This window comes from Humibacter sp., assembly GCF_051954055.1.
GTDB lineage: Bacteria > Actinomycetota > Actinomycetes > Actinomycetales > Microbacteriaceae > Humibacter.
Genome location: NZ_JBQCIE010000033.1, coordinates 90,705 through 113,970, shown reverse-complemented (window position 1 = coordinate 113,970; position 23,266 = coordinate 90,705). Strand labels below are relative to the sequence as shown.

22 protein-coding genes are annotated in these 23,266 nt (G+C 69.4%); all 22 read left to right on the top strand.

Annotated elements, in window-relative coordinates; genetic code table 11:
• Positions 1-7: 7 nt before the first annotated feature.
• The 22 genes from ruvX to ACTHNC_RS04025 all read left to right on the top strand — a co-directional run bounded on the left by ruvX (position 8) and on the right by ACTHNC_RS04025 (position 23,253).
• Positions 8-481, top strand: coding sequence for a Holliday junction resolvase RuvX (ruvX, locus tag ACTHNC_RS04130; RefSeq protein WP_440293326.1), 474 nt, complete (start codon positions 8-10; stop codon positions 479-481).
• Positions 478-1,860, top strand: a complete 1,383-nt coding sequence (mltG, locus tag ACTHNC_RS04125; RefSeq protein ID WP_440293325.1) for an endolytic transglycosylase MltG — start codon at positions 478-480, stop codon at positions 1,858-1,860. The genes ruvX and mltG overlap by 4 nt, the downstream gene beginning before the upstream one ends.
• On the top strand, positions 1,844-2,764 hold the full coding sequence (locus ACTHNC_RS04120) for a shikimate dehydrogenase family protein (RefSeq protein WP_440293324.1): 921 nt from the start codon (positions 1,844-1,846) through the stop codon (positions 2,762-2,764). Before mltG ends, ACTHNC_RS04120 begins: the two co-directional genes overlap by 17 nt.
• Before the next feature lie 62 nt (positions 2,765-2,826).
• Complete coding sequence (gene aroC / locus ACTHNC_RS04115; protein WP_440293323.1) at positions 2,827-4,026, top strand: chorismate synthase; 1,200 nt, start codon at positions 2,827-2,829, stop codon at positions 4,024-4,026.
• On the top strand, positions 4,023-4,523 hold the full coding sequence (locus ACTHNC_RS04110) for a shikimate kinase (RefSeq protein ID WP_440293322.1): 501 nt from the start codon (positions 4,023-4,025) through the stop codon (positions 4,521-4,523). The genes aroC and ACTHNC_RS04110 overlap by 4 nt, the downstream gene beginning before the upstream one ends.
• On the top strand, positions 4,520-5,626 hold the full coding sequence (aroB, locus tag ACTHNC_RS04105; RefSeq protein ID WP_440293321.1) for a 3-dehydroquinate synthase: 1,107 nt from the start codon (positions 4,520-4,522) through the stop codon (positions 5,624-5,626). Before ACTHNC_RS04110 ends, aroB begins: the two co-directional genes overlap by 4 nt.
• Entirely contained in the window at positions 5,623-6,087 is a 465-nt protein-coding gene (locus tag ACTHNC_RS04100) for a type II 3-dehydroquinate dehydratase (RefSeq protein WP_440293320.1), read from the top strand. The genes aroB and ACTHNC_RS04100 overlap by 4 nt, the downstream gene beginning before the upstream one ends.
• 118 nt (positions 6,088-6,205) lie before the next feature.
• On the top strand, positions 6,206-6,772 hold the full coding sequence (efp, locus tag ACTHNC_RS04095; RefSeq protein ID WP_440293319.1) for an elongation factor P: 567 nt from the start codon (positions 6,206-6,208) through the stop codon (positions 6,770-6,772).
• A gap of 14 nt (positions 6,773-6,786) precedes the next feature.
• On the top strand, positions 6,787-7,203 hold the full coding sequence (gene nusB, locus ACTHNC_RS04090; RefSeq protein ID WP_440293318.1) for a transcription antitermination factor NusB: 417 nt from the start codon (positions 6,787-6,789) through the stop codon (positions 7,201-7,203).
• A 54-nt stretch (positions 7,204-7,257) separates the two neighbouring features.
• Positions 7,258-7,968 carry a DsbA family protein gene (locus tag ACTHNC_RS04085; RefSeq protein ID WP_440293317.1) on the top strand — a complete coding sequence of 237 codons (711 nt, stop codon included), beginning with the start codon at positions 7,258-7,260 and terminating at the stop codon, positions 7,966-7,968.
• Between the two features lie 314 nt (positions 7,969-8,282).
• Positions 8,283-8,876, top strand: coding sequence for a bifunctional pyr operon transcriptional regulator/uracil phosphoribosyltransferase PyrR (gene pyrR / locus ACTHNC_RS04080; protein ID WP_440293316.1), 594 nt, complete (start codon positions 8,283-8,285; stop codon positions 8,874-8,876).
• Positions 8,876-9,826: an aspartate carbamoyltransferase catalytic subunit gene (locus tag ACTHNC_RS04075; protein WP_440293315.1), complete on the top strand. Its 951-nt coding sequence runs from the start codon at positions 8,876-8,878 to the stop codon at positions 9,824-9,826. Before pyrR ends, ACTHNC_RS04075 begins: the two co-directional genes overlap by 1 nt.
• A complete protein-coding gene (locus ACTHNC_RS04070; protein ID WP_440293314.1) occupies positions 9,827-11,191 on the top strand; it encodes a dihydroorotase in 1,365 nt (454 codons plus the stop codon).
• On the top strand, positions 11,184-11,756 hold the full coding sequence (locus tag ACTHNC_RS04065; protein ID WP_440293313.1) for a PH-like domain-containing protein: 573 nt from the start codon (positions 11,184-11,186) through the stop codon (positions 11,754-11,756). Before ACTHNC_RS04070 ends, ACTHNC_RS04065 begins: the two co-directional genes overlap by 8 nt.
• Before the next feature lie 235 nt (positions 11,757-11,991).
• Entirely contained in the window at positions 11,992-13,116 is a 1,125-nt protein-coding gene (gene carA, locus ACTHNC_RS04060) for a glutamine-hydrolyzing carbamoyl-phosphate synthase small subunit (protein WP_440293393.1), read from the top strand.
• The gene (carB, locus tag ACTHNC_RS04055) at positions 13,116-16,403 is read left to right on the top strand and encodes a carbamoyl-phosphate synthase large subunit (protein WP_440293312.1); all 3,288 of its coding nucleotides are present in this window, start codon (positions 13,116-13,118) and stop codon (positions 16,401-16,403) included. The genes carA and carB overlap by 1 nt, the downstream gene beginning before the upstream one ends.
• Positions 16,400-17,293: an orotidine-5'-phosphate decarboxylase gene (gene pyrF, locus ACTHNC_RS04050; RefSeq protein WP_440293311.1), complete on the top strand. Its 894-nt coding sequence runs from the start codon at positions 16,400-16,402 to the stop codon at positions 17,291-17,293. The genes carB and pyrF overlap by 4 nt, the downstream gene beginning before the upstream one ends.
• Before the next feature lie 59 nt (positions 17,294-17,352).
• Positions 17,353-18,309, top strand: a complete 957-nt coding sequence (gmk, locus tag ACTHNC_RS04045; RefSeq protein ID WP_440293310.1) for a guanylate kinase — start codon at positions 17,353-17,355, stop codon at positions 18,307-18,309.
• Between the two features lie 85 nt (positions 18,310-18,394).
• Entirely contained in the window at positions 18,395-18,652 is a 258-nt protein-coding gene (gene rpoZ / locus ACTHNC_RS04040) for a DNA-directed RNA polymerase subunit omega (RefSeq protein WP_440293309.1), read from the top strand.
• Between the two features lie 61 nt (positions 18,653-18,713).
• Positions 18,714-19,952, top strand: coding sequence for a bifunctional phosphopantothenoylcysteine decarboxylase/phosphopantothenate--cysteine ligase CoaBC (gene coaBC / locus ACTHNC_RS04035; protein WP_440293392.1), 1,239 nt, complete (start codon positions 18,714-18,716; stop codon positions 19,950-19,952).
• Positions 19,953-20,050: 98 nt separating this feature from the next.
• Complete coding sequence (metK, locus tag ACTHNC_RS04030) at positions 20,051-21,244, top strand: methionine adenosyltransferase (protein ID WP_440293308.1); 1,194 nt, start codon at positions 20,051-20,053, stop codon at positions 21,242-21,244.
• An 8-nt stretch (positions 21,245-21,252) separates the two neighbouring features.
• Entirely contained in the window at positions 21,253-23,253 is a 2,001-nt protein-coding gene (locus tag ACTHNC_RS04025; RefSeq protein WP_440293307.1) for a primosomal protein N', read from the top strand.
• Positions 23,254-23,266: the final 13 nt, after the last annotated feature.

Sequence of the window (23,266 nt, the reverse complement as noted above, 5' to 3'; positions counted from 1 at the left end):
CGGCGGCGTGCGCCAAGGGGTACGCGTCGGCGTTGACGTGGGGCGAGCGCGGATCGGCGTGAGCCGCAGCGACCCGGACGGGATGCTGGCCCTGCCTGTCGAGACGGTGCAGCGCGCGGAGGACGGAAGCGACATCGCCCGCATTCAGGCGCTTGCCACGGAATTCGGAGCCGTCGAGGCTATCGTCGGACTTCCGCTCTCGCTCTCCGGCGCCCACACGGCGTCGACGGACGACGCGGTGGCCTTCGCCTCCCGCTTGGCCGACGTGTGCGGCATTCCGGTGCGGCTCGTCGACGAACGGCTGTCGACCGTCTCCGCCCAGTCCGCGCTCAGGGCATCGGGACGCACAGCACGGAATTCCCGTTCCGTCGTCGATCAGGCGGCGGCCACGGTAATTTTGCAGCACGCGCTCGACGCCGAACGCTCCAGCGGCAGGCCCCCAGGCGAGCTCGCGGCCCCCAGCATTGGACCATCATCGTGACCCAGCCCCACTCGTCAGGAACTCCGTCGTCCGGTCCCGAGCTCGACTCCGACCGCCCTCCGCTGACCCGACGCGAAGCGCGTGAGCGCGAGGCCCGCGAACGGGAGGCTCGGGAACGGGGCGCACAAGAGGAGAACCCCGAGTCGGAGTCCGATCTCGAAGGTTCCTTCTGGAGTGCACTCGGAGACGACCGTACGGCAGGTGACCGGGAGGCGGCGTCCTCCGGAGGACGCCGGTCGCCGGAGCGGGGCGAGACGAATGCCTGGTCGAGCCTTGACTATTCGACGGATGCCCGTGCGCCGCGCCCCAGGAAGAGGCGCCGCTGGCTGGTGGTGACCATCGTCGCGGTGGTCATCCTCGGCCTGCTCGGCGGCGCGGGCGCGTACGTGTGGAGTGCGTTCCAGCCCGAGGTGCGCAAGCTGCTCGCCCTGAACGAACCGAACGACTACACCGGCTCAGGGACGTCGCCGGTGGACATCACGATCCACGACGGCGACAGCGGCTCGGACATCGCCTCGACCCTCGCCAAGGACGGGGTCGTGAAGACGTCCGACGCGTTCTACACGCTGCTGCTGCACACGAAGCCGGACCCGGTGTTCCAGCCCGGCGTGTACAAGGTGAAGAAGCAGATGAGCGCGAAGGCCGCGCTGGCCGCACTGCAGGATCCGAAGAACAAACTGCAGCGCACCCTCACGATCGTGGAGGGCGACACCGAGGCGAGCATCCTTCCTGCGCTGGCGAAGACCACCGGGCTACCGCTCGCCGACCTTCAGGCGGCCGCCAAGCCCGCCGACTTCGGGCTCCCGGCGCAGGCGCCGAACCTCGACGGATTCCTGTTCCCCGCGACCTACACGTTCGACCCGGGAGTCGATGCGAAGACCGTGATCAAGACGCTGGTCGATCGCTCGTTCCAGGCGCTGGACGCAGACGGCGTGCCCGCCGACAAGCGGTACAACACGGTCATCCTCGCCTCCATCGTGCAGAAGGAGGCGGGAAGCGTCGCCGACATGGGCAAGGTGGCGAGGGTGTTCCAGAACCGGCTCGACCAGGGCATGGATCTGCAATCCGACGCGACGGTGGCGTACGGCGCCGGCGTGAAGACCGTGTTCACCACGGATGCTCAGCGCGCGGACGCCTCGAACCCGTACAACACGTACGTGCACCAGGGTCTGCCGGTGGGACCGATCTCGAACCCGGGAGACGACGCGATCAAGGCCGCGCTGAACCCCACGCCCGGGCCGTGGCTGTACTTCGTGGCGGTGAACCTGAAGACCGGAGAGACCGTCTTCTCGGAGACCGAGCAGCAGCACGAGCAGGCCGTTCAACAGCTTCAGGACTGGTGCAACGCGAGCCCGGCGAACGATGCTTACTGCAAGTGACGGGGTGCGCGAGCTGGCCGTGCTGGGCTCGCCGATCGCGCACTCGAAGTCGCCCGACCTGCACGGCGCGGCATACCACGTGCTCGAGCTGCCCTGGAGGTACGGGCGCGCACAGGTGGCGGCCGATGAGCTCGCCGGCTTCGTGCACAGCAGGTCGGATGCCTGGCGCGGGCTCTCGCTGACCATGCCGCTCAAGCAGTCGGTGCTTCCCCTCGTGGCGACACTCGACGAGACGGCGCGGATCACCGGAGCGGCCAACACGATCCTGTTCGACCAGGAGAACGGCGAACGGGTACTGCACGGTTTCAACACGGACGTCTCCGGCATCGTGCGCGCACTGGCCGCCGCCGGAACATCGTCCGCGCGATCCGTGCTGATCTGGGGAGGCGGTGCGACGGCGGCCTCTGCCCTCGTTGCCGCCGCCGAGCTCGGCGCGTCCGACGTCGTGGTTCAGGTGCGCGAGCCGGTCCGCGCCGAGCATCTCGTCGGGCTGGGCGCATCCGTCGGGCTCCGAGCACGCGTGGCGCGCTTCGACGACCCGGTCGCGAAGAGGCCGGACCTGGTCGTCAGCACCCTTCCCGGGCATGCCGGCGCGGACGGCACAGCCAAGCGGCTGGTGCACGGGGACGCCGTGGCGCAGGCGGCACGGGAGGGCATCCTGCTGTTCGACGTCGCCTACGACCCGTGGCCGACCAGCCTCGTGTCCGAATGGAGCGCTATTGCGAGCGACGCGGATGCCGTCCCGAACGTGCTCTCGGGCCTCGCGATGCTCGTGCACCAGGCACTTCTGCAGGTGCGCATCTTCGTGGCGGGGGATCCGGAGCTCGAGCTTCCCGACGAGGCGCGCGTGCTCGCCGCGATGCTCGACGCCGTGGGGCTCGACGCGTCCGGCCGCCCACTCTGACCCGGACGCCTACGCCTCGTCCTGTGGCCAGTCGGCCTGTGCGTGCATGCCAGAATTGACGCATGCTTCGTTGGCTCACCGCAGGAGAATCGCACGGCCCTGAACTGGTGGCCATTCTGGAGGGACTGCCGGCCGGCGTGCCCGTCTCCCTGGATGCCGTTCGCGCCGATCTCGCGCGCCGCAAGCTCGGGTACGGGCGCGGTGCGCGCATGAAGTTCGAGCAGGACGAGCTCGCAATCTCCGGCGGAGTCCGGCACGGCCTCACCATGGGCAGCCCGATCGCGCTGCGCATCGGCAACACCGAGTGGCCGAAGTGGGTCGACGTGATGAACCCCGAACCGGTCGACGCCGAAAAGCTCGCGACGGGCCGCGGGGCCGCGCTCACCAGGCCGCGTCCAGGACACGCCGATCTGGTCGGCATGCAGAAGTACGGGTTCGACGAGGCCCGCCCCGTCCTGGAACGCGCGAGCGCACGCGAGACCGCCGCCCGCGTCGCGCTCGGCGCCGTGGCGAAGTCGTTCCTCGCGGAGCTCGGCATCACGACGGTGAGCCACACGCTGGCGATCGGGCCGGTGCGCGTGCCGGAGGACGCGCCGCTGCCGAAGCCGTCCGATGTCGACGCGCTCGATGCGGATCCGCTGCGCTGCTTCGACGCAGCGACGTCCGCGCTCATGGTCGCCGAGGTGGATGCCGCGCACAAGGACGGCGACACGCTCGGCGGAGTCGTCGAGGTGCTGGTGTACGGGGTTCCGGCCGGACTCGGCTCGCACGTGCACTGGGACCGCAGGATCGACGGGCGGCTGGCGCAGGCGCTGATGAGCATCCAGGCCATCAAGGGCGTCGAGGTCGGCGACGGATTCGAGACCACGCGACGCCGCGGATCGGCCGCTCACGACGAGCTCGTGACCGATGGTTCGACCATCTCCCGCACGAGTGACAAGGCCGGGGGCACCGAAGGCGGCATGACCACGGGCTCGCTGCTGCGAGTCCGGGCCGGCATGAAGCCGATCGCGACGGTTCCGCACGCCCTGCGCACGATCGACATCGCGACGGGCGACGCCGCTCCCGCGCACCACCAGCGCTCCGACGTGTGTGCGGTTCCTGCGGCCGGTGTCGTCGCCGAGGCGATGGTGGCTCTCGTGCTGGCGGACGCCGTGCTCGAGAAGTTCGGCGGCGACTCGCTGCCCGAGACGCGGCGCAACCTGCGCGCCTACCTCGACGCGATCCCTGCCGCCCTGCACACCGAGACCGTGCGCGCGTGACCGTCGTTCTCATCGGGCCGCCCGCCGCAGGCAAGAGCAGGATCGGCAAGCGGCTCGCCCGGAGACTCGGCGTGCCGTTCATCGACACGGACGCGGCGATCGTGCGCGAACACGGCCCAATCGCTCAGATCTTCGCCGATCGGGGCGAACCGGCGTTCCGCGCACTGGAGCGCGACGCCGTCGTCCATGCGCTCGCGACAGGCGGCGTCGTCTCCGTCGGCGGGGGAGCGGTACTGGATGAACGCACGCAAGACGACCTCAAGCGCACGAGCGTCGTGTTACTGACGGTCAGCCCGGAAGCGGTCGCCGCCCGCATCGACGACGGCAAGCGACCGCTCGTGCAGGGGCTCGAGTCCTGGCAAGCGCTCGTGGCGAAGCGGATGCCGCTCTACGAGTCGCTCGCCGATTACCGGGCGGACACCTCGCGGCGCCCGATCTCCACGATCGTGGAGGAGATCGCCGCGTGGTGCGAACGAGCGGAACGGAAGGACGCATGATTCAGGACAGCGCAGCCGGCGAACCGGAATCGGAGACCACGCTGCTGGAGGTGTCCGGAGCGAACGCGTACGGCATCCGGGTGGGACGAGGCATCCGCTTCGGGACGGGCGAACTGCTCGGCCCCGACGTGCGGCGCGTGCTGATCGTGCATCAGCCCACCCTGGCGGCGGCCGCGGCCGAGCTGCGCGAGAGCCTGACCGACCGCTATGAGGTGCTGCTGGCGGAGATCCCCGACGCGGAGGCCGCCAAACGCGTCGAGGTCGCCGCGTTCTGCTGGCAGATCATGGGGCAGGCGGACTTCACCCGCAGCGACGCCGTGATCGGCTTCGGGGGAGGCGCCGCCACGGATCTCGCCGGCTTCGTCGCCGCCACCTGGCTACGCGGCGTCAAGCTCGTGCAGATCCCGACCACCGTGCTCGGCATGGTGGATGCCGCCATCGGGGGCAAGACCGGGATCAACACGGCAGAGGGCAAGAACCTCGTCGGCGCGTTCTACGCACCGGTCGGAGTGCTCTGCGACCTCGACACGCTCGAGGCGCTTCCCCGCAACGACGTGCTGGCTGGATACGCGGAGGTCGTGAAGGCCGGGTTCATCTGGGCGCCGGAGATCCTCGACAACGTCGAGCGTGACCTGGACGGCTCGACCGATCCGCACAGCCCCGTGTTCCGCCGCAACGTGGAGCTCGCCATCGACATGAAGGCGAAGGTCGTCAGCGAGGACTTCCGCGAGGCGGGACTGCGGGAGATCCTCAACTACGGACACACGCTCGGGCACGCCATCGAGCACACCGAGAGGTACCAGTGGCGGCACGGGGCCGCCGTGTCCGTCGGCATGGTCTTCGCGGCGGAGCTCGCCAGGCTCAGCGGCCGACTGCACGACGACGTCGTCGACCGTCACCGGAGCATCCTCACCTCCCTCACCCTGCCCATCACGTACCCGGCCGGCCGCTGGGAGACACTGCTGGCGACCATGCGGCGCGACAAGAAGACGCGCGGGAACACGCTGCGGTTCATCGTGCTCGACGACATCGCCCGCCCGACCATCATGCAGGCGCCCGACCCCAGCCTGCTGTTCGCCGCCTATCAGGAGATCGGCTCGTGACCGAGAACATCCCTCGACGGCTGCTGCTGGTGAACGGCCCGAACCTCAACCTGCTCGGGGTTCGACAGCCGGAGATCTACGGCAGCGAAAGCCTCGCCGACGTCGTCTCACTCGTGGAGCGCACTGCAGCCGAGCACGGATTCGAGGTGCGTGCCGTGCAGAGCAACCACGAGGGTGTGCTGATCGATGCGATACATGCCGCCAGAGAGGACTGCGCCGGCATCGTGATCAACCCGGGCGGCCTGACGCATACGTCCGTCGTGCTACGGGATGCGCTGTCCAGCGTCGCGCTGCCGGTCGCCGAGGTGCACATCTCCGACGTCAACGCACGCGAGGAGTTCCGTCGCTTCTCGTATGTGCGAGACGTGTCGGCCGTGCACGTGATCGGAGAGGGCGTGCCCGGGTACGCCATCGCCGTCTCGAAGCTCGTCGAAGTGATCGCGGGTCGAGCCGACGGCTGACATCCGTTCCAAGCGAACTCCCGCCGTCGCACCCGATAGAATCGGCTGATGGTCGGCGCCTTCTGGGCGCCTTGACCGTCCGGCTTCCTCTTTCCTACCCCTCGAAGGATCTTCACGCATGGCATCCGACACCGCCGACATCCGCAATGGCGCCGTCCTCAACATCGACGGCCAGCTCTGGACCGTGATCGAGTTCCAGCACGTCAAGCCGGGCAAGGGCGGCGCGTTCGTACGCACCAAGCTCAAGAACGTCGTCAGCGGCAAGGTCGTCGACCGCACCTACAATGCGGGGACCAAGCTCGAATTCGAGAACGTCGATCGCCGCGAGTACCAGTACCTGTACAGCGACGGTGACGGCTTCGTGTTCATGGACACCAGCGACTACGACCAGTTCACCGTGCCCGGCACCATCGTCGGCGACGCGGCGAACTTCATGCTGGAGAACCAGAACGTCACCATCGCGACGAACAACGGCAACCCGCTGTATGTCGAGATGCCGGCATCCGTCGTTCTCGAGATCACCTACACGGAGCCTGGCCTGCAGGGCGACCGCTCGACCGGCGGCACCAAGCCCGCGACCGTCGAGACCGGCTACCAGATCCAAGTTCCGCTGTTCCTGGAGACCGGCACGAAGGTCAAGGTCGACACGCGAACCGGCGAGTACCTCGGCCGCGTCAACGACTAGGTGCCTGCGACGGAATGAGCGCCAGAAGCAAGGCGCGCAAGCGCGCCATCGACATCCTGTACAGCGCTGACGTGCGAGGCATCCCTTTCGCCCGCGCGCTGGCGGCTGAGGCGGAGCGAGCCGCACAGGAGCCGGCGCGTGAAGCGTCGTGGCTGTATGCGCGCGAGATCGTCGACGGCGTCATCGACCACAGCGACGAGATCGACGAGCTCATCCAGACCTATGCCCAGGGCTGGACGCTGGATCGGATGCCCGCCGTCGACCGCGCGATCCTCCGGATGGGCGTGTGGGAGCTGCTGCACAACCCGTCGATCCCAGACGGTGTCGCGATCTCCGAGGCGGTCGAACAGGCCACCATCCTCTCGACGGACGACTCCGCCAAGTTCGTGAACGGCCTGCTGGCCAAGATCGGTACAGCCGTCGCGCATTGACGACATCCGCAACGGATGCCGTCCGCCGGCCCACAACGTGAGGAAAGCTCCCGCATGAGACGATCGCTCGCCCGGCGTATCGGCGCCGCGGTGCTCATCGCCGCCGTCGCAACGGTGCTCGCCGCATGCTCTGCGTCGCCTGCCGCCTCGACGAGCCACAGCCCGAGCGCTGCGGCAGTGCCGACCGGTGTGACCGGTGCCGCGGACTTCGACAAGGGAGCCCTCGTCGTGGGTGACGGCAAGACGATCGTCGACACGTACATCGACCCGATGTGCCCGTACTGCGGGGAGTTCGAGCGGGCCAACGGCCGCTCGCTCGCGCAGAAGGTGAACGACGGCACGATCACATTGCGCGTGCATCCGCTGAACTTCCTCGACCCGGACTCGCAGGGCACGAACTACTCGTCGCGGGCCGGCAGCGCGCTCACGTGCGTGGCGGCATCCGACCCGAAGGCGACCCTCACGTACCTCTCGGCGCTTTACACGGATCAGCCCGAGGAGGGATCCTCCGGCCTGACCGACGCGAAGCTGAAGTCGCTGGCGCACGGCGTGGGCGCGACATCCGCCGATTCGTGCATCACGTCGCACCGGTATGCGAGTTGGCTGACGCAGAACACGCAGAACGCGTTGAACGGACCGATCCCCGGCGCCGACATCAAGACGATCAAGGGAACTCCGACGGTGCTCGTGAACGGGCACCAGTACAGCGGCGACATCACGGACACGAAGGCGCTTCTCGCGTTCATCGCCAAGGGCGGCAAGTAGCGGCACAAGGTCTCGCGCGACCTGGCGTGGTCCCGTGATGCCTGCAGGAGCGCCGTGACATGACGCTGAGCGGAGTAGGAAGCGATCCAGCGCCGGGGGGAGCACTCCCCGTCGTCGAACTCGCATCCGCTACACCTATCGGCATCAGCTACACCTATCGGCATCCGCTACAGAACATTCGTGTGGCGGATGCCGATAGCTGTAGCGCGAACGACCACTCGAAGGGTGCGCGATTACCGCCCCGTACCCCTGATAGGCTTGTGCGAGTTTGGCAACCTTTAAGGCCGTCCTGTGAGGCGGGGAAGGGGGTCGGCATGACGGCACGCACCGTGCTGCAGCAGGCTGACATCGCCCGGGCGTTGACTCGGATCGCTCACGAGATCCTGGAGTCCAACCGGGGATCGGCGGATCTCGTGCTTCTCGGCATCCCGACGCGGGGAGTAGCGCTTGCCGAGCGTATCGGTGCCACGATCGCCCGCATCGAAGATGGCGCGACGCCGCCGGTGGGGTCGCTCGACGTGACGATGTACCGGGACGACCTCGCGAAGCATCCGACCAGGGCGCCTTCGCCGACGAGCGTGCCGGTCTCGATCGACGGCAAGACGGTCGTGCTGATCGACGACGTGTTGTTCTCCGGACGTACCATCCGGGCGGCGCTCGACGCGCTCAGCGATCTCGGCCGCGCAAGGGCTGTGCGACTGGCCGTTCTGGTCGACAGGGGGCACCGCGAGTTCCCGATCCGCGCCGACTTCGTGGGCAAGAACCTGCCGAGCTCGACCAGGGAACGCATCAACGTGCGCATCATCGAGGTGGACGGCGAAGACGCGGTCACCATCGACGGAGACGCGGCGTCCGACGCCGTCACGGAAACCGCCGGTGCGGGTGCGGGCGAGGAGGGCGAGCGCTGATGCGGCACCTGCTCTCCACCCGGGACCTGGACCGCGACACGGCCGTGGGCATCCTGGACGTCGCCGAAGACATGGCGGATGTCTCCACTCGCGAGGTCAAGAAGCTCCCGACCCTGCGCGGCAAGACCGTCGTGAACCTGTTCTTCGAGGACTCGACACGCACCCGCATCTCGTTCGAGGCCGCCGCCAAGCGGCTGTCCGCCGATGTCATCAACTTCAGCGCCAAGGGCTCGAGCGTGTCCAAGGGTGAGAGCCTGAAGGACACCGCGCAGACGCTCGCGGCCATCGGGGCCGACGCCGTCGTCGTGCGGCACTCCGCCTCGGGCGCGCCGCACACGCTCGCCTCCAGCGGCTGGATCGACGCGGGCATCCTCAACGCGGGCGACGGCACTCACGAGCATCCAACGCAGGCGCTGCTGGATGCCTTCACCATGCGCAAGCGGCTGCACGGCGCAGCCAGCCGCGGCAAGGACCTCGCGGGCCTGCGCGTGGTCATCGTGGGGGACATCCTGCACTCCCGCGTCGCGCGCTCGAACGTGTGGCTGCTCGACACGCTCGGCGCCCACGTCACGCTCGTGGCGCCCCCGACGCTGCTGCCCGTCGACACGGCGCAGTGGCCCGCCGAGATCGGCTACGACCTCGACGCGGCGATCGCGGACGATCCCGACGTGGTGATGATGCTGCGCATCCAGGCGGAGCGGATGAACGCCGCGTTCTTCCCCAACACCCGCGAGTATTCGCGCACCTGGGGCCTCGACGCCGAGCGTCTGGCCAGGTTGCGGCCGGATACGATGGTGATGCATCCGGGCCCGATGATCCGAGGTCTGGAGATCTCCGCCGCAGCCGCCGATTCGCCGCGCTCGCTGGTGCGCGACCAGGTCGCAAGCGGCGTCTCAGTGCGCATGGCTGCGCTCTATCTGCTGCTGTCGGGCGATCGGGAGGTCGGTTAGGTGTCACGCGAACGGTTCTTCATCGAGAGCGCGACGCTCGTCGACGGCTCGAGTGCGGACATCCTCGTCGCCGACGACGTGCTGACGGTCGGCACGGATGCCCGCGACGGGGCGAAGGATGCCACGCACATCGATGCCTCCGGCCTGATCGCCCTTCCCGGCCTGGTCGACCTTCACACCCACCTGCGAGAGCCCGGCTTCGAGCAGAGCGAGACGGTGCTCACCGGAACCCGCGCCGCTGCCGTCGGCGGCTACACCACGGTGTTCGCGTTGGCGAACACGTCCCCGGTCGCCGACACCGCGGGCGTCGTGGAGCAGGAGCTGACGCTCGGTCGTGCCGCCGGCTACGCGACCGTGCAGCCCATCGGCGCGGTCACGGTGGGGCTCGCGGGGGAGCGGCTCGCTGAGCTCGGCGCGATGGCGGCATCCCGAGCCCGGGTTCGGGTCTTCTCCGATGACGGCCTGTGCGTGGCCGATCCGCTGCTCATGCGCCGCGCCCTGGAGTACGTCAAGGCGTTCGACGGCGTGATCGCCCAGCACGCGCAGGAACCCCGGCTCACGATCGGGGCGCAGATGAACGAGGGCGCGCTCTCCGGCACGCTCGGTCTCGCCGGCTGGCCCGCTGTCGCCGAGGAGTCGATCATCGCCCGCGACGTGCTGCTGGCCGAGCACGTGGGCGGCCGGCTGCACGTGTGCCATGTGTCCACAGCGGGCTCCGTCGACATCATCCGGTGGGCGAAGGCGCGAGGCATCGACGTCACCGCGGAGGCGACTCCGCACCACCTGCTGCTCACCGAAGACCTCGTAGCCGGATACGACGCTCGTTACAAGGTGAACCCGCCGCTCCGACGCGACGAGGACGTACACGCGCTGCGCGAGGCGCTGGCGGACGGCACGATCGACATCGTCGCGACGGACCACGCGCCGCACCCGATCGAGGCGAAGGACTGCGAGTGGGATGCCGCCGCCAACGGCATGGTCGGCCTCGAGTCGGCGCTGAGCGTCGTGCATCAGGCGGTCGTGGCCACGGGACTCCTTGACTGGGCGGACGTCGCTCGCGTGATGTCCCACACGCCCGCCCGGATCGGACGCGTGGATCGCGGGATGCCCGTGGCCACCGGGTCGCGCGCCGACCTCACGCTGTACGACCCGAACTCGAGCAGCGTCTTCGGCGTGGACAGGCTGGCCGGCAAGGGCGTCAACTCGCCCTACCTCGGCCGCGAACTGCCGGGGCGCGTCGCCTGGACGTTCCACGACGGCACAGCCATTCTTCGGGAGGGCGCCCTGATCGACGTGGACGAGGCAGCCCGCCTCGCCGCCGAGGCGGCGTCCCAGGCTGATCGGGCGGAGGCGCTGCATGGATAAGCTCTGGCCCACAGCCCTCATCGCGATCGTCGTCGTGCTCATCTTCGTGGGCATGTGGATCGGCTGGCGCCGCCGCGCGCGGCGCGACTCGTCGATCTTGGTTCCGTCCGCACTGACCGAGCCAGGGGAGACACTCCTCACGGTCACGGCGCTGCACGTGGGAAGCACCCACCACGATCGCCCGCTCGATCGCGTCGTCGTGCCCGGGCTCGCCTTCCGCGCGAACGCGACGGTGACCGTCTCGACCGGTGGAGTAACGATCACGGCACCCGGGGAGAGGAGCGTGGCGATCACCGCCGACGCGATCCTCGGGGCAGGAACCGCCACGTGGACGATCGACCGGACCGTGGAGCACGACGGACTCGTGCTCGTCGCCTGGCGCAGCGGAAGCGAGCGCGCGGCGACGGATGCCGGCGGCACCATCATCGACACTTACCTGCGCACCGCAGACGCGACGGAGCAGGAACGGCTCGTCGCGAGCATCCGCTCGCTCGCGCCGCAGCGGAACAGCACACCCGGCGCCGACGACGTCGCCCCCGATACGACCACCGGAAGCGAGGCCTGACATGTCAGACGAAGAGTTCGCCGCAGAAGCCGCAGAAGCCGCCGAGAGCGCAGACGCCGCGAAAAGCGCAGAAGCCACAGAGAACGCAGACGCCGTGAGCAACGCGGGCGTGACGGATGAGACCACGCAAGAGTACCGCCAGGAGCACGGGGCCGTGACCGGTGCGCCGGGCGCACCACGCGTCGAGCCGGCTGCACCGTCGCAGGGCGCCGTCGCCGCACGCCGCGAACCGGCGGTGCTCGTGCTGGAAGACGGCACTCGGTACGAGGGCCGCGGATACGGCGCACTCGGTCGCACCCTCGGCGAGGCCGTCTTCGCCACCGGCATGACCGGCTACCAGGAGACGCTGACCGATCCGTCCTACGCGGGCCAGATCGTGCTCATGACCGCGCCGCACATCGGCAACACCGGCATGAACGACGCCGACATGGAGTCGAAACGCATCTGGGTCGCCGGGTTCGCCGTGCGGGAGCCCGCACGCATCGTCTCGAACTTCCGATCCCAGCGCAGCCTCGACGACGACCTCGCCGAGAACGGCGTCGTCGGCATCAGCGGCATCGACACCCGCGCCGTCACCAGGCATCTGCGGTCGGCGGGCGCCATGCGCGCTGGCATCTTCTCCGGCGCGGATGCCTCGCTCAGCGCACCCGAGCAGCTCGACCTGGTGCGCGGCGGCGCCGACATGCGCGGGCTGAACCTCTCCTCTGTCGTCTCGACGCCGGAGCAGTACACGATCCCGGCGCAGGGCGACCGGATCGGATCCGTCGCCGTGCTCGACCTCGGGGTCAAGACCAGCACGCTGAACTACCTGGCCGAGCGGGGCTTCGACGTCGTCGTCCTGCCCGAGACGGCCACAGCGGACGACATCATGGCGCTTCAGCCGAGCGCCCTGTTCTACTCGAACGGACCGGGCGACCCCGCGGCATCCGACCAGCACGTCGACCTGCTGCGCACGGTGCTGCGCAACGACGTTCCGTACTTCGGCATCTGCTTCGGCAACCAGCTGCTCGGCCGCGCGCTCGGATACGGCACCTACAAGCTGCCGTTCGGTCACCGCGGCATCAACCAGCCGGTGCTCGACCGCGCCACGGGACGGGTTGAGATCACCGCGCACAACCACGGGTTCGCGGTCGACGCCCCGCTCGGCGAGGTCAGCGAGTCGGCCGCAGGATTCGGCCGCGTCGAGGTGAGCCACTACGACCTCAACGACAACGTCGTCGAGGGCCTGAACTGCCTGGACATCCCCGCGTTCAGCGTGCAGTACCACCCCGAGTCGGCGGCCGGCCCGCACGATGCGAACTACCTGTTCGACCGATTCCGCGACATGGTCGTCGCACGCCAGCAGAAGGAAGGCAACTGATGCCCAAGCGCGACGACATCTCCAGCGTTCTCGTGATCGGGTCCGGCCCGATCGTGATCGGCCAGGCGTGCGAGTTCGACTACTCGGGCACCCAGGCGTGCCGAGTTCTGCGCGAGGAAGGCGTGCGCGTCATCCTGGTCAACTCGAACCCGGCGACGATCATGACCGACCCGGACTTCGCCGACGCCACGTACGTCGAGCCCATCACGCCCGACGTGATCGAGACGATCATCGCCAAGGAGCAGCCGGACGCCATCCTGCCGACACTCGGCGGTCAGACCGCGCTCAACGCCGCGATGGCGCTGTTCAAGGCGGGCACGCTCGACAAGTACGGCGTCGAGCTGATCGGCGCGAACGTCGACGCCATCGAGAAGGGCGAGAACCGCCAGGTCTTCAAGGAGCTCGTGATCGAGTGCGGCGCGGATGTCGCGGCCTCCCGCATCTGCCACACCATGGACGAGGTGCTCGCCGGCGCCGAGGAGCTCGGGTATCCGCTCGTCGTGCGCCCCAGCTTCACGATGGGCGGCCTCGGATCCGGATTCGCGTACGACGAGGACGACCTGCGCCGCATCGCCGGCGCCGGTCTGCACGACTCGCCGACGCACGAGGTTCTCCTGGAGGAGTCGATCCTCGGCTGGAAGGAGTACGAGCTCGAGCTCATGCGCGATACGGCTGACAACACGGTCGTGGTCTGCTCCATCGAGAACGTCGACCCGGTCGGCGTGCACACCGGCGACTCGATCACGGTCGCACCGGCCCTCACGCTCACCGACCGCGAGTACCAGCGGCTGCGCGACATCGGCATCGACATCATCCGCGCCGTCGGCGTCGACACCGGCGGCTGCAACATCCAGTTCGCGGTGAACCCGGAGGACGGCCGCGTCATCGTCATCGAGATGAACCCCCGGGTCTCCCGGTCGAGCGCGCTAGCGTCGAAGGCGACCGGTTTCCCGATCGCGAAGATCGCGGCGAAGCTGGCCATCGGCTACCGGCTCGACGAGATCCCGAACGACATCACGAAGGTCACACCGGCGAGCTTCGAGCCGACCCTGGACTACGTGGTCGTCAAGGTTCCGCGGTTCGCGTTCGAGAAGTTCCCGGCGGCCGACACCACGCTGACCACGACCATGAAGTCGGTCGGCGAGGCGATGGCCATCGGCCGCAGCTTCACCAGCGCCCTGCAGAAGGCGCTGCGGTCGCTGGAGAAGAACGGGTCGTCGTTCCACTGGGGCGAGGAGCCGCGGAGCGTCGAAGAGCTGCTCCGGGCATCCGTCACTCCGACGGACGGCCGGATCGTCACCGTGCAGCAGGCTCTGCGCAAGGGCGCGAGCGTCGAGGATGCCTACATCGCCACCGGCATCGACCCGTGGTTCCTCGACCAGATCGTGCTGATCAACGAGGTCGCGGACGAGATCGCGCGCGCCGGCATGCTCGACACCGAGACGATGCTCCTGGCGAAGGATCACGGCTTCTCGGATGCCCAGATCGGCCAGCTGCGCGGCTTCGGCGAGGCCGAGGTGCGCGAGGTGCGGCACATCCTCGGCGTGCGCCCGGTGTACAAGACGGTGGACACCTGCGCCGGCGAGTTCCCGGCCCTCACGCCGTACCACTACTCGAGCTACGACAGCGAGACCGAGGTGGAGCCGAGCGACAAGCGCAAGGTGGTCATCCTCGGCTCCGGCCCGAACCGCATCGGACAGGGCGTGGAGTTCGACTACTCGTGCGTGCACGCCTCGTTCGCGCTGCACGACGCCGGGTTCGAGACGATCATGATCAACTGCAACCCGGAGACCGTCTCCACCGACTACGACACCAGCGACCGGCTCTACTTCGAGCCGCTCACGCTGGAGGACGTGCTCGAGGTCATCCACGCCGAGTCGCAGTCCGGCGAGCTCGTCGGCGTCGTCGTGCAGCTCGGCGGCCAGACGGCGCTGGGCCTCGCGAAGGGCCTGGAGGCCGCTGGCGTGCCGATCCTCGGCACATCGCCGAGCGCCATCGACCTGGCGGAGGAGCGCGGCCTGTTCGCCGAGATCCTGGAGAACGCCGGACTGCTCGCACCGCGCAATGGAACGGCGTACGACGTCGCCGGTGCCCAGGCCGTGGCGGCCGAGATCGGGTTCCCGGTTCTCGTGCGCCCGAGCTACGTGCTCGGCGGACGCGGCATGGAGATCGTCTACGACTCGCCCTCACTGGAGGACTACTTCGAGCGCGTAGCGGACCAGGCCATCATCGGCCCTGGGCATCCGCTGCTCGTCGACCGCTTCCTCGACGACGCCACCGAGATCGACGTGGACGCGCTGTACGACGGAGACGAGCTCTACATCGGCGGCGTCATGGAGCACATCGAGGAGGCGGGCATCCACTCGGGGGACTCCAGCTGCACACTGCCGCCCGTCACGCTCGGCCGCGCGGAGATCGACCGCGTGCGCGAGGCGACACTGAAGATCGCGCAGGGCATCGGCGTGCGGGGCCTGCTGAACGTGCAGTTCGCCATCGCGGCTGGCGTGCTCTACGTGCTGGAGGCCAACCCGCGCGCCAGCCGGACGGTGCCGTTCGTCTCGAAGGCGCTGGGCATCCCGCTCGCGAAGGCGGCCAGCCGCATCATGGTGGGCGAGTCGATCGCCGGACTGAAGGATGCCGGCCTGCTGCCGGCGCAGGACGGCTCGGTGGTTCCCCTCGACGCGCCGATCTCGGTGAAGGAGGCCGTGCTGCCGTTCAAGCGCTTCCGCACCCGCGACGGCCAGATGGTCGACTCCGTGCTCGGACCCGAGATGCGCTCCACCGGTGAGGTGATGGGCATCGACCGCGACTTCCCGCGGGCGTTCGCCAAGAGCCAGACGGCGGCGTACGGCGGGATGCCGCTGAGCGGCACGGTCTTCGTCTCGGTCAGCGACCGGGACAAGCGGTCCATCGTGCTGCCGGCGCTCCGTCTCACGCAGCAGGGCTACAAGCTGGTGGCGACGGAGGGCACGACGGAGGTGCTCGCCCGCAACGGCATCGCGACCGAGAAGGTGCGCAAGTTCAGCGAGGAGCCGGAGGGTGACGAGCCGAGCATCGTCGACCTGATCAACAGCGGCGAGATCGACGTCGTCGTCAACACACCGAGCGGACGCTCAGCAAGGGCGGACGGCTACGAGATCCGCGCGGCTGCGGTCGCCGCGGACATCGCGCTGTTCACCACCATCGCCGAGCTGAGCGCCGCGGTCGCATCGATCGACGCGATCCGGGAGGGCTTCGACGTGAGATCGCTCCAGCAGTATGCGATCGACAGGGCGGAGCGGGCGTGACCGAGACCGCACCGACCGCGCCGACCGCGCACGCCGCCGCGACGAGCGGTGGCTTCGGCGAGCGGCTGAGCGCCGCGATCCGGGCGCACGGACCGCTGTGCGTCGGAATCGACCCGCACTCCTACCTGCTGGCCGACTGGGGTCTGACCGACGACGCGGCCGGCGCGCTCGAGCTCGGCCTTCGCGTCGTGGAGGCGGCCGCGGGCCGTGCGGGGATCGTGAAGCCGCAGGTGGCGTTCTTCGAACGATTCGGCTCAGCGGGCTATGCCGCCCTCGAGCGGGTCCTCGCCGCCGCCCGTGCTGCCGGTCTCGTGGTCATCGCCGATGTGAAGCGCGGCGACGTCGGCACCAGCGTCGAAGCGTACGGCCAGGCGTGGCTCACTCCCGGGGCGCCGCTGGAGGCCGACGCGATGACGATCTCGGCCTTCCAGGGCGTCGGATCTCTCGCCGCACCGATCCGTCTCGCGGCGGAATCCGGCAAGGGGCTCTTCGTGCTCGCGGCGACGAGCAATCCGGAAGCGGCTGTCATCCAGCGCTCCCGCGATGCGGATTCGGGACGGTCGGTGGCCCGTGCCATCATCGATGATGTGACGAAGCAGAACGCGGCGATCGGCGAGACGATCGGTCCGATCGGCGTCGTGCTGGGCGCCACGCTCGACCTGTCCACGTTCGGCATCGACCTCACCTCCCCGGTGGAGCCGGCGCTGCCCGTGCTCGCTCCCGGCTTCGGCCATCAGGGTGCCCGCTACGAGAACGCCGCGGAGATCTACGGCGAGCTCGCACGGATGCTCGTGGTCAGCGAGTCGCGCAGCATCCTCTCCGCCGGTCCCTCCGGTCTCACCGACACCATCGCCTCGCGCGCCGCCGAGGTGCGATCCGCCCTTGTCTGATCCCGTACTCCTTCAACCGGGCGGCACGGCAATTCCGCGCCGCAGCATCATCTGACGACATGCCCGACTCAGCTCTCCGTTCTCCTCGCATCCGACCGCCGGAGGTCGACCGCGTCGCCGCCTCCCGCGCCGCGGTGGCCGCCCGCCGAGCCCGCGCCGCCGTGAAATCGGACATCGCTAAGGGCGCGCGATCGCCCGTCGAGGTGCTCGAGAAGGCGACGGCGGATCCCGGGGGGCCCGAAGGCACGCTGCGCATCACCGACTTCTTGATGAGCCTCAAGGCCATCGGGGCGACGAAGACGGCTGACATCCTCTCGCGCCTCGAGATCGCTCCCGTCAAACGGCTCGGCGGCCTCGGCAAGCACCAGCGAACCCGGTTGCGCGAGTTCCTCGTCGAGCGGTTCGAGCGTCCAGCGGCCGGACACCGCACCCGGCTCACCGTGCTGGCCGGACCAACGGCCGTGGGCAAGGGCACCGTCGCCAGGCACATCAGGGAGCACTATCCGCAGGTGCTGCTGTCCGTGTCGGCGACCACGAGGCGCCCGCGTCCCGGAGAGGTCGAGGGCGTCGACTACTACTTCGTCGACGACGCCGAGTTCGACCGCATGATCGCCGACCACGAACTGCTCGAGTGGGCGACGGTGCACAACAGCCATCGCTACGGCACACCGCGGGCGCCCATCGAGCGTGCACTGGCCGATGGCCGAAGCGTGCTGCTGGAGATCGACCTTCAGGGTGCAAGGCAGGTGCGAGCGGCGATGCCGGATGCCGTGCTCGTCTTCCTCGCGCCGCCGAGCTGGGATGAACTGGTGCGCCGATTGATCGGCCGCGGCACAGAGTCGCAGGAGGAACAGCACCGCAGACTGGCCACCGCGAAGGTCGAGCTGGCGTCGCAGGACGAGTTCGATGCTCGGGTGGTGAACACCACCGTGGCCGACGCTGCACTTCAGGTCGTAGACTTGATGCAGGTGCGCGCGCGCCGGTCGCGTCGCGCCGCAACGTCATCCGGTCGCTGAACGTCGAGGTCAGCCCGCCTCCGCAGCAGACCAAGCGTCTCGTGTGGCCAGGGCACGACCAGCGGCCGCAATCGAAGGAGCATTCATGTCAACAGCAGCCAAGGGCATCATCGACCCGCCGATCGACGAGCTGCTTTCGCGCGTCGAGTCCAAGTACGCGCTGGTGATCTTCGCGTCGAAGCGCGCACGTCAGATCAACGACTACTACGCCGACCTGCACGAGGGCAGCCTGTTCGACAACGTCGGACCGCTTGTGGACTCGACGATCGACGACAAGCCGCTGTCGGTCGCGCTGCACGAGATCAACGAGGACAAGCTCGTCAGCCGTCCCATCGACGAGTGATCGCCGGTCGAGCGACAGCCGTTCAGTGAGCGCGAGCGAGAGTGCCGCCGTGAGCACGCCGTTGACGATCGTCGTCGGCGTGACCGGCGGCATCGCCGCGTACAAGGCGGTGTCGGTCATCCGCTCGTTCGTGCTGCTCGGCCATGACGTGCACGTGATCGCGACGGATGCCGCGCTGCGGTTCGTGGGCGCGCCCACGTTCGAGGCGATCAGCCGGAACCCGCTCAACACCGACCTCTATGAGGGCGTCTCCGAGGTGCGTCATGTGGGGATCGGCAAGCGCGCCGACCTCGTCGTGATCGCCCCGGCCACGGCCAACACCATCGCGAAGCTCGCGAACGGGCTGGCGGACGACCTGCTGACGAACACCGTGCTCGCCACCGAGGCGCCCGTGCTCATCGCGCCCGCGATGCACAGCGAGATGTGGCGGCATCCCGCCACCCAGGCGAACGTGCAAACGTTGCGCCTGCGTGGCGTCGCCGTCGTGGGGCCCGGCGTCGGCCAGCTCACCGGGTCGGACTCCGGCCCTGGCCGCATGGAGGAGCCGGACGCGATCGTGGCGGCCGCTATGGCGCTGGCGGCGCGGCAGCAGGGCCGGCGCGACCGGGCCGGATCCGCACAGGATGCGACGCGGGGCCGCAGGGATCTCGCAGGTCACCGCATCGTGATCACCGCGGGAGGCACCAGGGAGCCTCTCGACCCGGTGCGATTCCTCGGCAACCGCTCCAGCGGCAAACAGGGTGTCGCCATCGCCGTCGCGGCCCGCGACCGGGGAGCGGATGTCGTGCTGATCGCCGCGCACCTTGACGTGCCGGCTCCCGAGGGGGTGGAGACGCGCACGGTGTCGACGGCCCTCGAGCTGCAGCGCGCCGTGACGGGTGCCGCTGCGGATGCCGACGTCGTGGTGATGGCCGCCGCCGTCGCCGACTTCCGGCCGGAGAGCACCAGCGAGGCGAAGATCAAGAAGGAGAACGTCGGCGACGGGCTCGAGCTCTCGCTCGTCGCGAACCCCGACATCCTCGCCGAACTGTCCGCCACGAAGCAGCCCGACCAGATCGTGGTGGGGTTCGCGGCGGAGACCGAGCGCGACCCGCAGGCGCTGATCGAGCTGGGCAAGCGCAAGCTGCAGCGCAAGGGCTGCGACTACCTCGTCATCAACAACGTGGGCTGGCACACCGGGTTCTCCACCGACCACAACGAGGTCGTCGTGCTGGATTCCGGCGGCGATATAGTGATGGAGGCCTCCGGCACCAAGGCGTCGGTGGCCGACCGTATTCTCGACGTCATCACCTCCGCCTGACCCGCGACCAGAACGTGGATGGGGCGAGGGGCGCCGTTCCCGAGCGCTTCGCCGCATGCGAGGTGCGAGAGGCGCCCTGAGGATCAGCTGGAGCACTCGTGACATCTCTGCGTCTCTTCACCTCCGAGTCGGTGACCGAGGGTCACCCCGACAAGATCTGCGACCAGGTCTCCGACGGCATCCTGGATGCCCTGCTCACCGTCGACCCGTACAGTCGCGTCGCCGTCGAGACACTGGTGACCACGGGCCTGGTGCACGTGGCCGGAGAGGTCTCCACAAGCGGATACGTCGAGATCCCCGCCATCGTGCGCGACATCATCACCTCGATCGGCTATACGTCGTCCGACGTCTGGTTCGACGGCCGGTCGTGCGGTGTCTCGATCTCGATCGGCGGCCAGTCGCCCGACATCGCGCAGGGCGTCGACGACGCGTACGAGGCGCGCGAGGGGGCATCCGTCGACCTGCTCGACCGCCAGGGCGCAGGCGACCAGGGGATCATGTTCGGCTACGCGACGACCGAGACCGCAGAGCTCATGCCGGTGCCGATCTGGATAGCGCACCGGCTCGCCGAGCGACTCGCCGAGGTGCGCAAGACGGGCGAGCTGGACTTCCTTCGCCCGGACGGCAAGACGCAGGTGACGGTCGGGTACGACGGCATCGTGCCGCGCACCATCGACACCGTCGTGCTCTCCACCCAGCACTCGCCCGCGGTGTCCACGGAGAGGCTGCGGGCAGAGGTGGCCGAGCACGTCATCCGGCCGGTGCTGGACCGGGTCGACCTCGACTCGCGCGACGTCAAGCTGCTGATCAACCCGACCGGCCGTTTCGAGATCGGCGGCCCGCAGGGCGATGCAGGGCTCACCGGTCGCAAGATCATCATCGACACGTACGGCGGGGCATCCAGGCACGGCGGCGGAGCGTTCAGCGGCAAGGACCCGTCGAAGGTGGACCGTTCCGGCGCGTACGCGATGCGCTGGGTGGCGAAGAACGCCGTCGCCGCCGGACTGGCCGACCGGCTGGAGGTGCAGGTCGCCTACGCGATCGGGACCGCCTCCCCGGTGGGGCTCTACGTCGAGACGTTCGGCACCGGACACCTTCCCGACGAGCGCATCACCTCGGCGATTCGTGAGGTGTTCGACCTGCGGCCCGCTGCGATCATCCGCGATCTCGATCTGCTGCGACCGATCTACGCGAAGACCGCGACCTACGGGCACTTCGGCCGGGAGCTGCCCGACTTCACCTGGGAGCGACTGGACCGCGTCGACGAGCTGCGGTCGGCCGCCGGGATCTAGGAGCGGCGATGCCGGCAGCCCGTGTGGCGCGGGTGATCGTCGACACCCCACTGCCTCAGCTCGACCGGCTGTTCGACTACGCCATTCCCGAGCGCCTGCGCGAGCAGGCCGTTCCTGGCGTGCGCGTCACGGTTCCGCTGCGGTCGGCGGGCAGGCTCGCCGACGGCTATCTCGTCGAGGTCACCGACCACGCCGACTTCGACGGCGAGCTGAGCGAGCTCGACTCGGTGGTCTCCGCCGCCCAGGTGCTCACGCCGCAGGTCGAACGGCTGGCTCGCCGCGTCGCCGATCGCTCGGCAGGCAGCGCGAGCGATGTGCTGCGGCTGGCGGTTCCGCCGCGCATGGTGCGGGTGGAGAAGGCGTGGCTGGCGAGCGAGCATCCGGCCGCAGTCCCGTCGCGCGCGGCGCCGGAGGTTCGCGGCTATCGTCCCGAACTGGGTCGCGCCGTGGACGACGGCGAACGGGTGGCGGTGGATGCCGTGCCGCGGCTGGCGCGCACGACAGGCGGCGAGTGGGTGGGCGGGTGGGCCGTGACGCTCGCCCAGCTTGCTGTCAGGTGCCTCGCATCCGGGCGAAGCGCCATCCTGGCGGTGCCCGACTACCGCGACCTCGACCAGCTCCAGGCCGCCCTGGCCGAGCTGGTCGAATCGGACGACGTCGCCCGGCTGGATGCAGCGCAACCGAACCAGGATCGATACCGCGCGTTCCTGCGTTGCCTCGAGCCCCGCGCCGTCGTCGTGATCGGCAACCGTTCGGCCGTGTATGCGCCGGCGAGCCGGCTCGGTCTGATCGCGCTGTGGGACGACTCCGATCCGCTGCACGCCGAACCCCTCGCGCCGTACGCGCACTCGAGGGACGTCGCCCTGGTCCGCGCGGAGGAGGAGGGCTGCGGGCTCGCGTTCGTCGGTCACACGCGCGGCCTTGAGGTGCAGCGTCTAGTGGAGCTGGGCTGGCTGACCGCGTTCTCGCCCGAACCACGAGTCGCACCCCGCGTCGTGGTGACCGCCGCACAGTCCGGCGAAGCCGCACCTTCCCGGGTACCGGACGGCGCCTGGCGCGCGGCCACGGAAGGACTGACCACGGGGCCGGTGCTCGTGCAGGTGGCTCGTCCCGGCTATGCCCCGGTGCTGGCGTGCGCACAGTGCCGAGAGGCGGCCAGGTGCCGTCGCTGCGGCGGACCGCTCGGCCTCGACCGGGCCGGCGCTGCGCCCTCCTGCCGATGGTGCGGCGCCATCGCCACCGGATGGGCGTGCTCGCACTGCGGAGGCACGCGCGTCCGTCTCGTCACACGCGGCAGCTCCCGCACGGCGGAGGAGCTGGGACGTGCGTTCCCCGGCACTCGGGTCGTGGTCTCCGACGGAGAGCGCCGGGTGACGGCCGTCGACGAACGGCCGGCTCTGATCGTGGCGACCCGTGGCGCCGAACCGGTCGCGTCAGGGGGATACCGCGCCGTTCTGCTGCTCGACGGCGACCGGATGCTCGCCCGCGAGTCTCTGAACGTCGCGGAGGACTGCCTGCGCTGGTGGTCGAACGCGGCCGCCCTGGCGGCGCCGGGCGCGCCTGTCGTGCTCGTGGGCGTCGCCGGCCCGCTCGCCCAAGCCCTGGCGACGTGGCGACAGCCGGCCTACGCGGCTGAGCAACTCGCCGACCGCCGTGTGCTGCGGTTCCCGCCGGCCGTTCGTGTGGCGACCGTGACCGGCACGGCCAAGTCGGTCGGCGACGCCATCGCCGCCCTCCAGCCGGGTACATTCATCGACGTGCTCGGGCCGACTCCGGAGCACCAGTCCGTCGACGGCGAACGCGCCGGTGCGCCGCGAACTGCTCGCGCGCATCCGGATGCGGTTCGCGCGATCGTGCGCTTCGACTACGCACACGGTGCGGACGTCGCCGCGGCACTCCGGTCAGCGGTCGTGCGTGCTGCGGCGAAGGGCCGGAAGCCGCGGGACAATCGCGGCTACCGACCGCCGCCTACACTCAGAGTCAGGCTCGACGACCCCGAACTCTCGTGAGCCGCCATCAGCC

Bases quoted from the DNA above. Each gene is read 5' to 3' on its own strand.
- carB (WP_440293312.1), top strand. From the start codon at position 13,116: ATGCCCAAGCGCGACGACATCTCCAGCGTTCTCGTGATCGGGTCCGGC.
- nusB (WP_440293318.1), top strand. From the start codon at position 6,787: ATGAGCGCCAGAAGCAAGGCGCGCAAGCGCGCCATCGACATCCTGTAC.
- pyrR (WP_440293316.1), top strand. From the start codon at position 8,283: ATGACGGCACGCACCGTGCTGCAGCAGGCTGACATCGCCCGGGCGTTG.
- gmk (WP_440293310.1), top strand. From the start codon at position 17,353: ATGCCCGACTCAGCTCTCCGTTCTCCTCGCATCCGACCGCCGGAGGTC.
- aroB (WP_440293321.1), top strand. From the start codon at position 4,520: ATGATTCAGGACAGCGCAGCCGGCGAACCGGAATCGGAGACCACGCTG.
- ACTHNC_RS04075 (WP_440293315.1), top strand. From the start codon at position 8,876: ATGCGGCACCTGCTCTCCACCCGGGACCTGGACCGCGACACGGCCGTG.
- ACTHNC_RS04065 (WP_440293313.1), top strand. From the start codon at position 11,184: ATGGATAAGCTCTGGCCCACAGCCCTCATCGCGATCGTCGTCGTGCTC.
- aroC (WP_440293323.1), top strand. From the start codon at position 2,827: ATGCTTCGTTGGCTCACCGCAGGAGAATCGCACGGCCCTGAACTGGTG.
- ACTHNC_RS04085 (WP_440293317.1), top strand. From the start codon at position 7,258: ATGAGACGATCGCTCGCCCGGCGTATCGGCGCCGCGGTGCTCATCGCC.
- efp (WP_440293319.1), top strand. From the start codon at position 6,206: ATGGCATCCGACACCGCCGACATCCGCAATGGCGCCGTCCTCAACATC.
- ACTHNC_RS04120 (WP_440293324.1), top strand. From the start codon at position 1,844: ATGCTTACTGCAAGTGACGGGGTGCGCGAGCTGGCCGTGCTGGGCTCG.
- rpoZ (WP_440293309.1), top strand. From the start codon at position 18,395: ATGTCAACAGCAGCCAAGGGCATCATCGACCCGCCGATCGACGAGCTG.
- ACTHNC_RS04025 (WP_440293307.1), top strand. From the start codon at position 21,253: ATGCCGGCAGCCCGTGTGGCGCGGGTGATCGTCGACACCCCACTGCCT.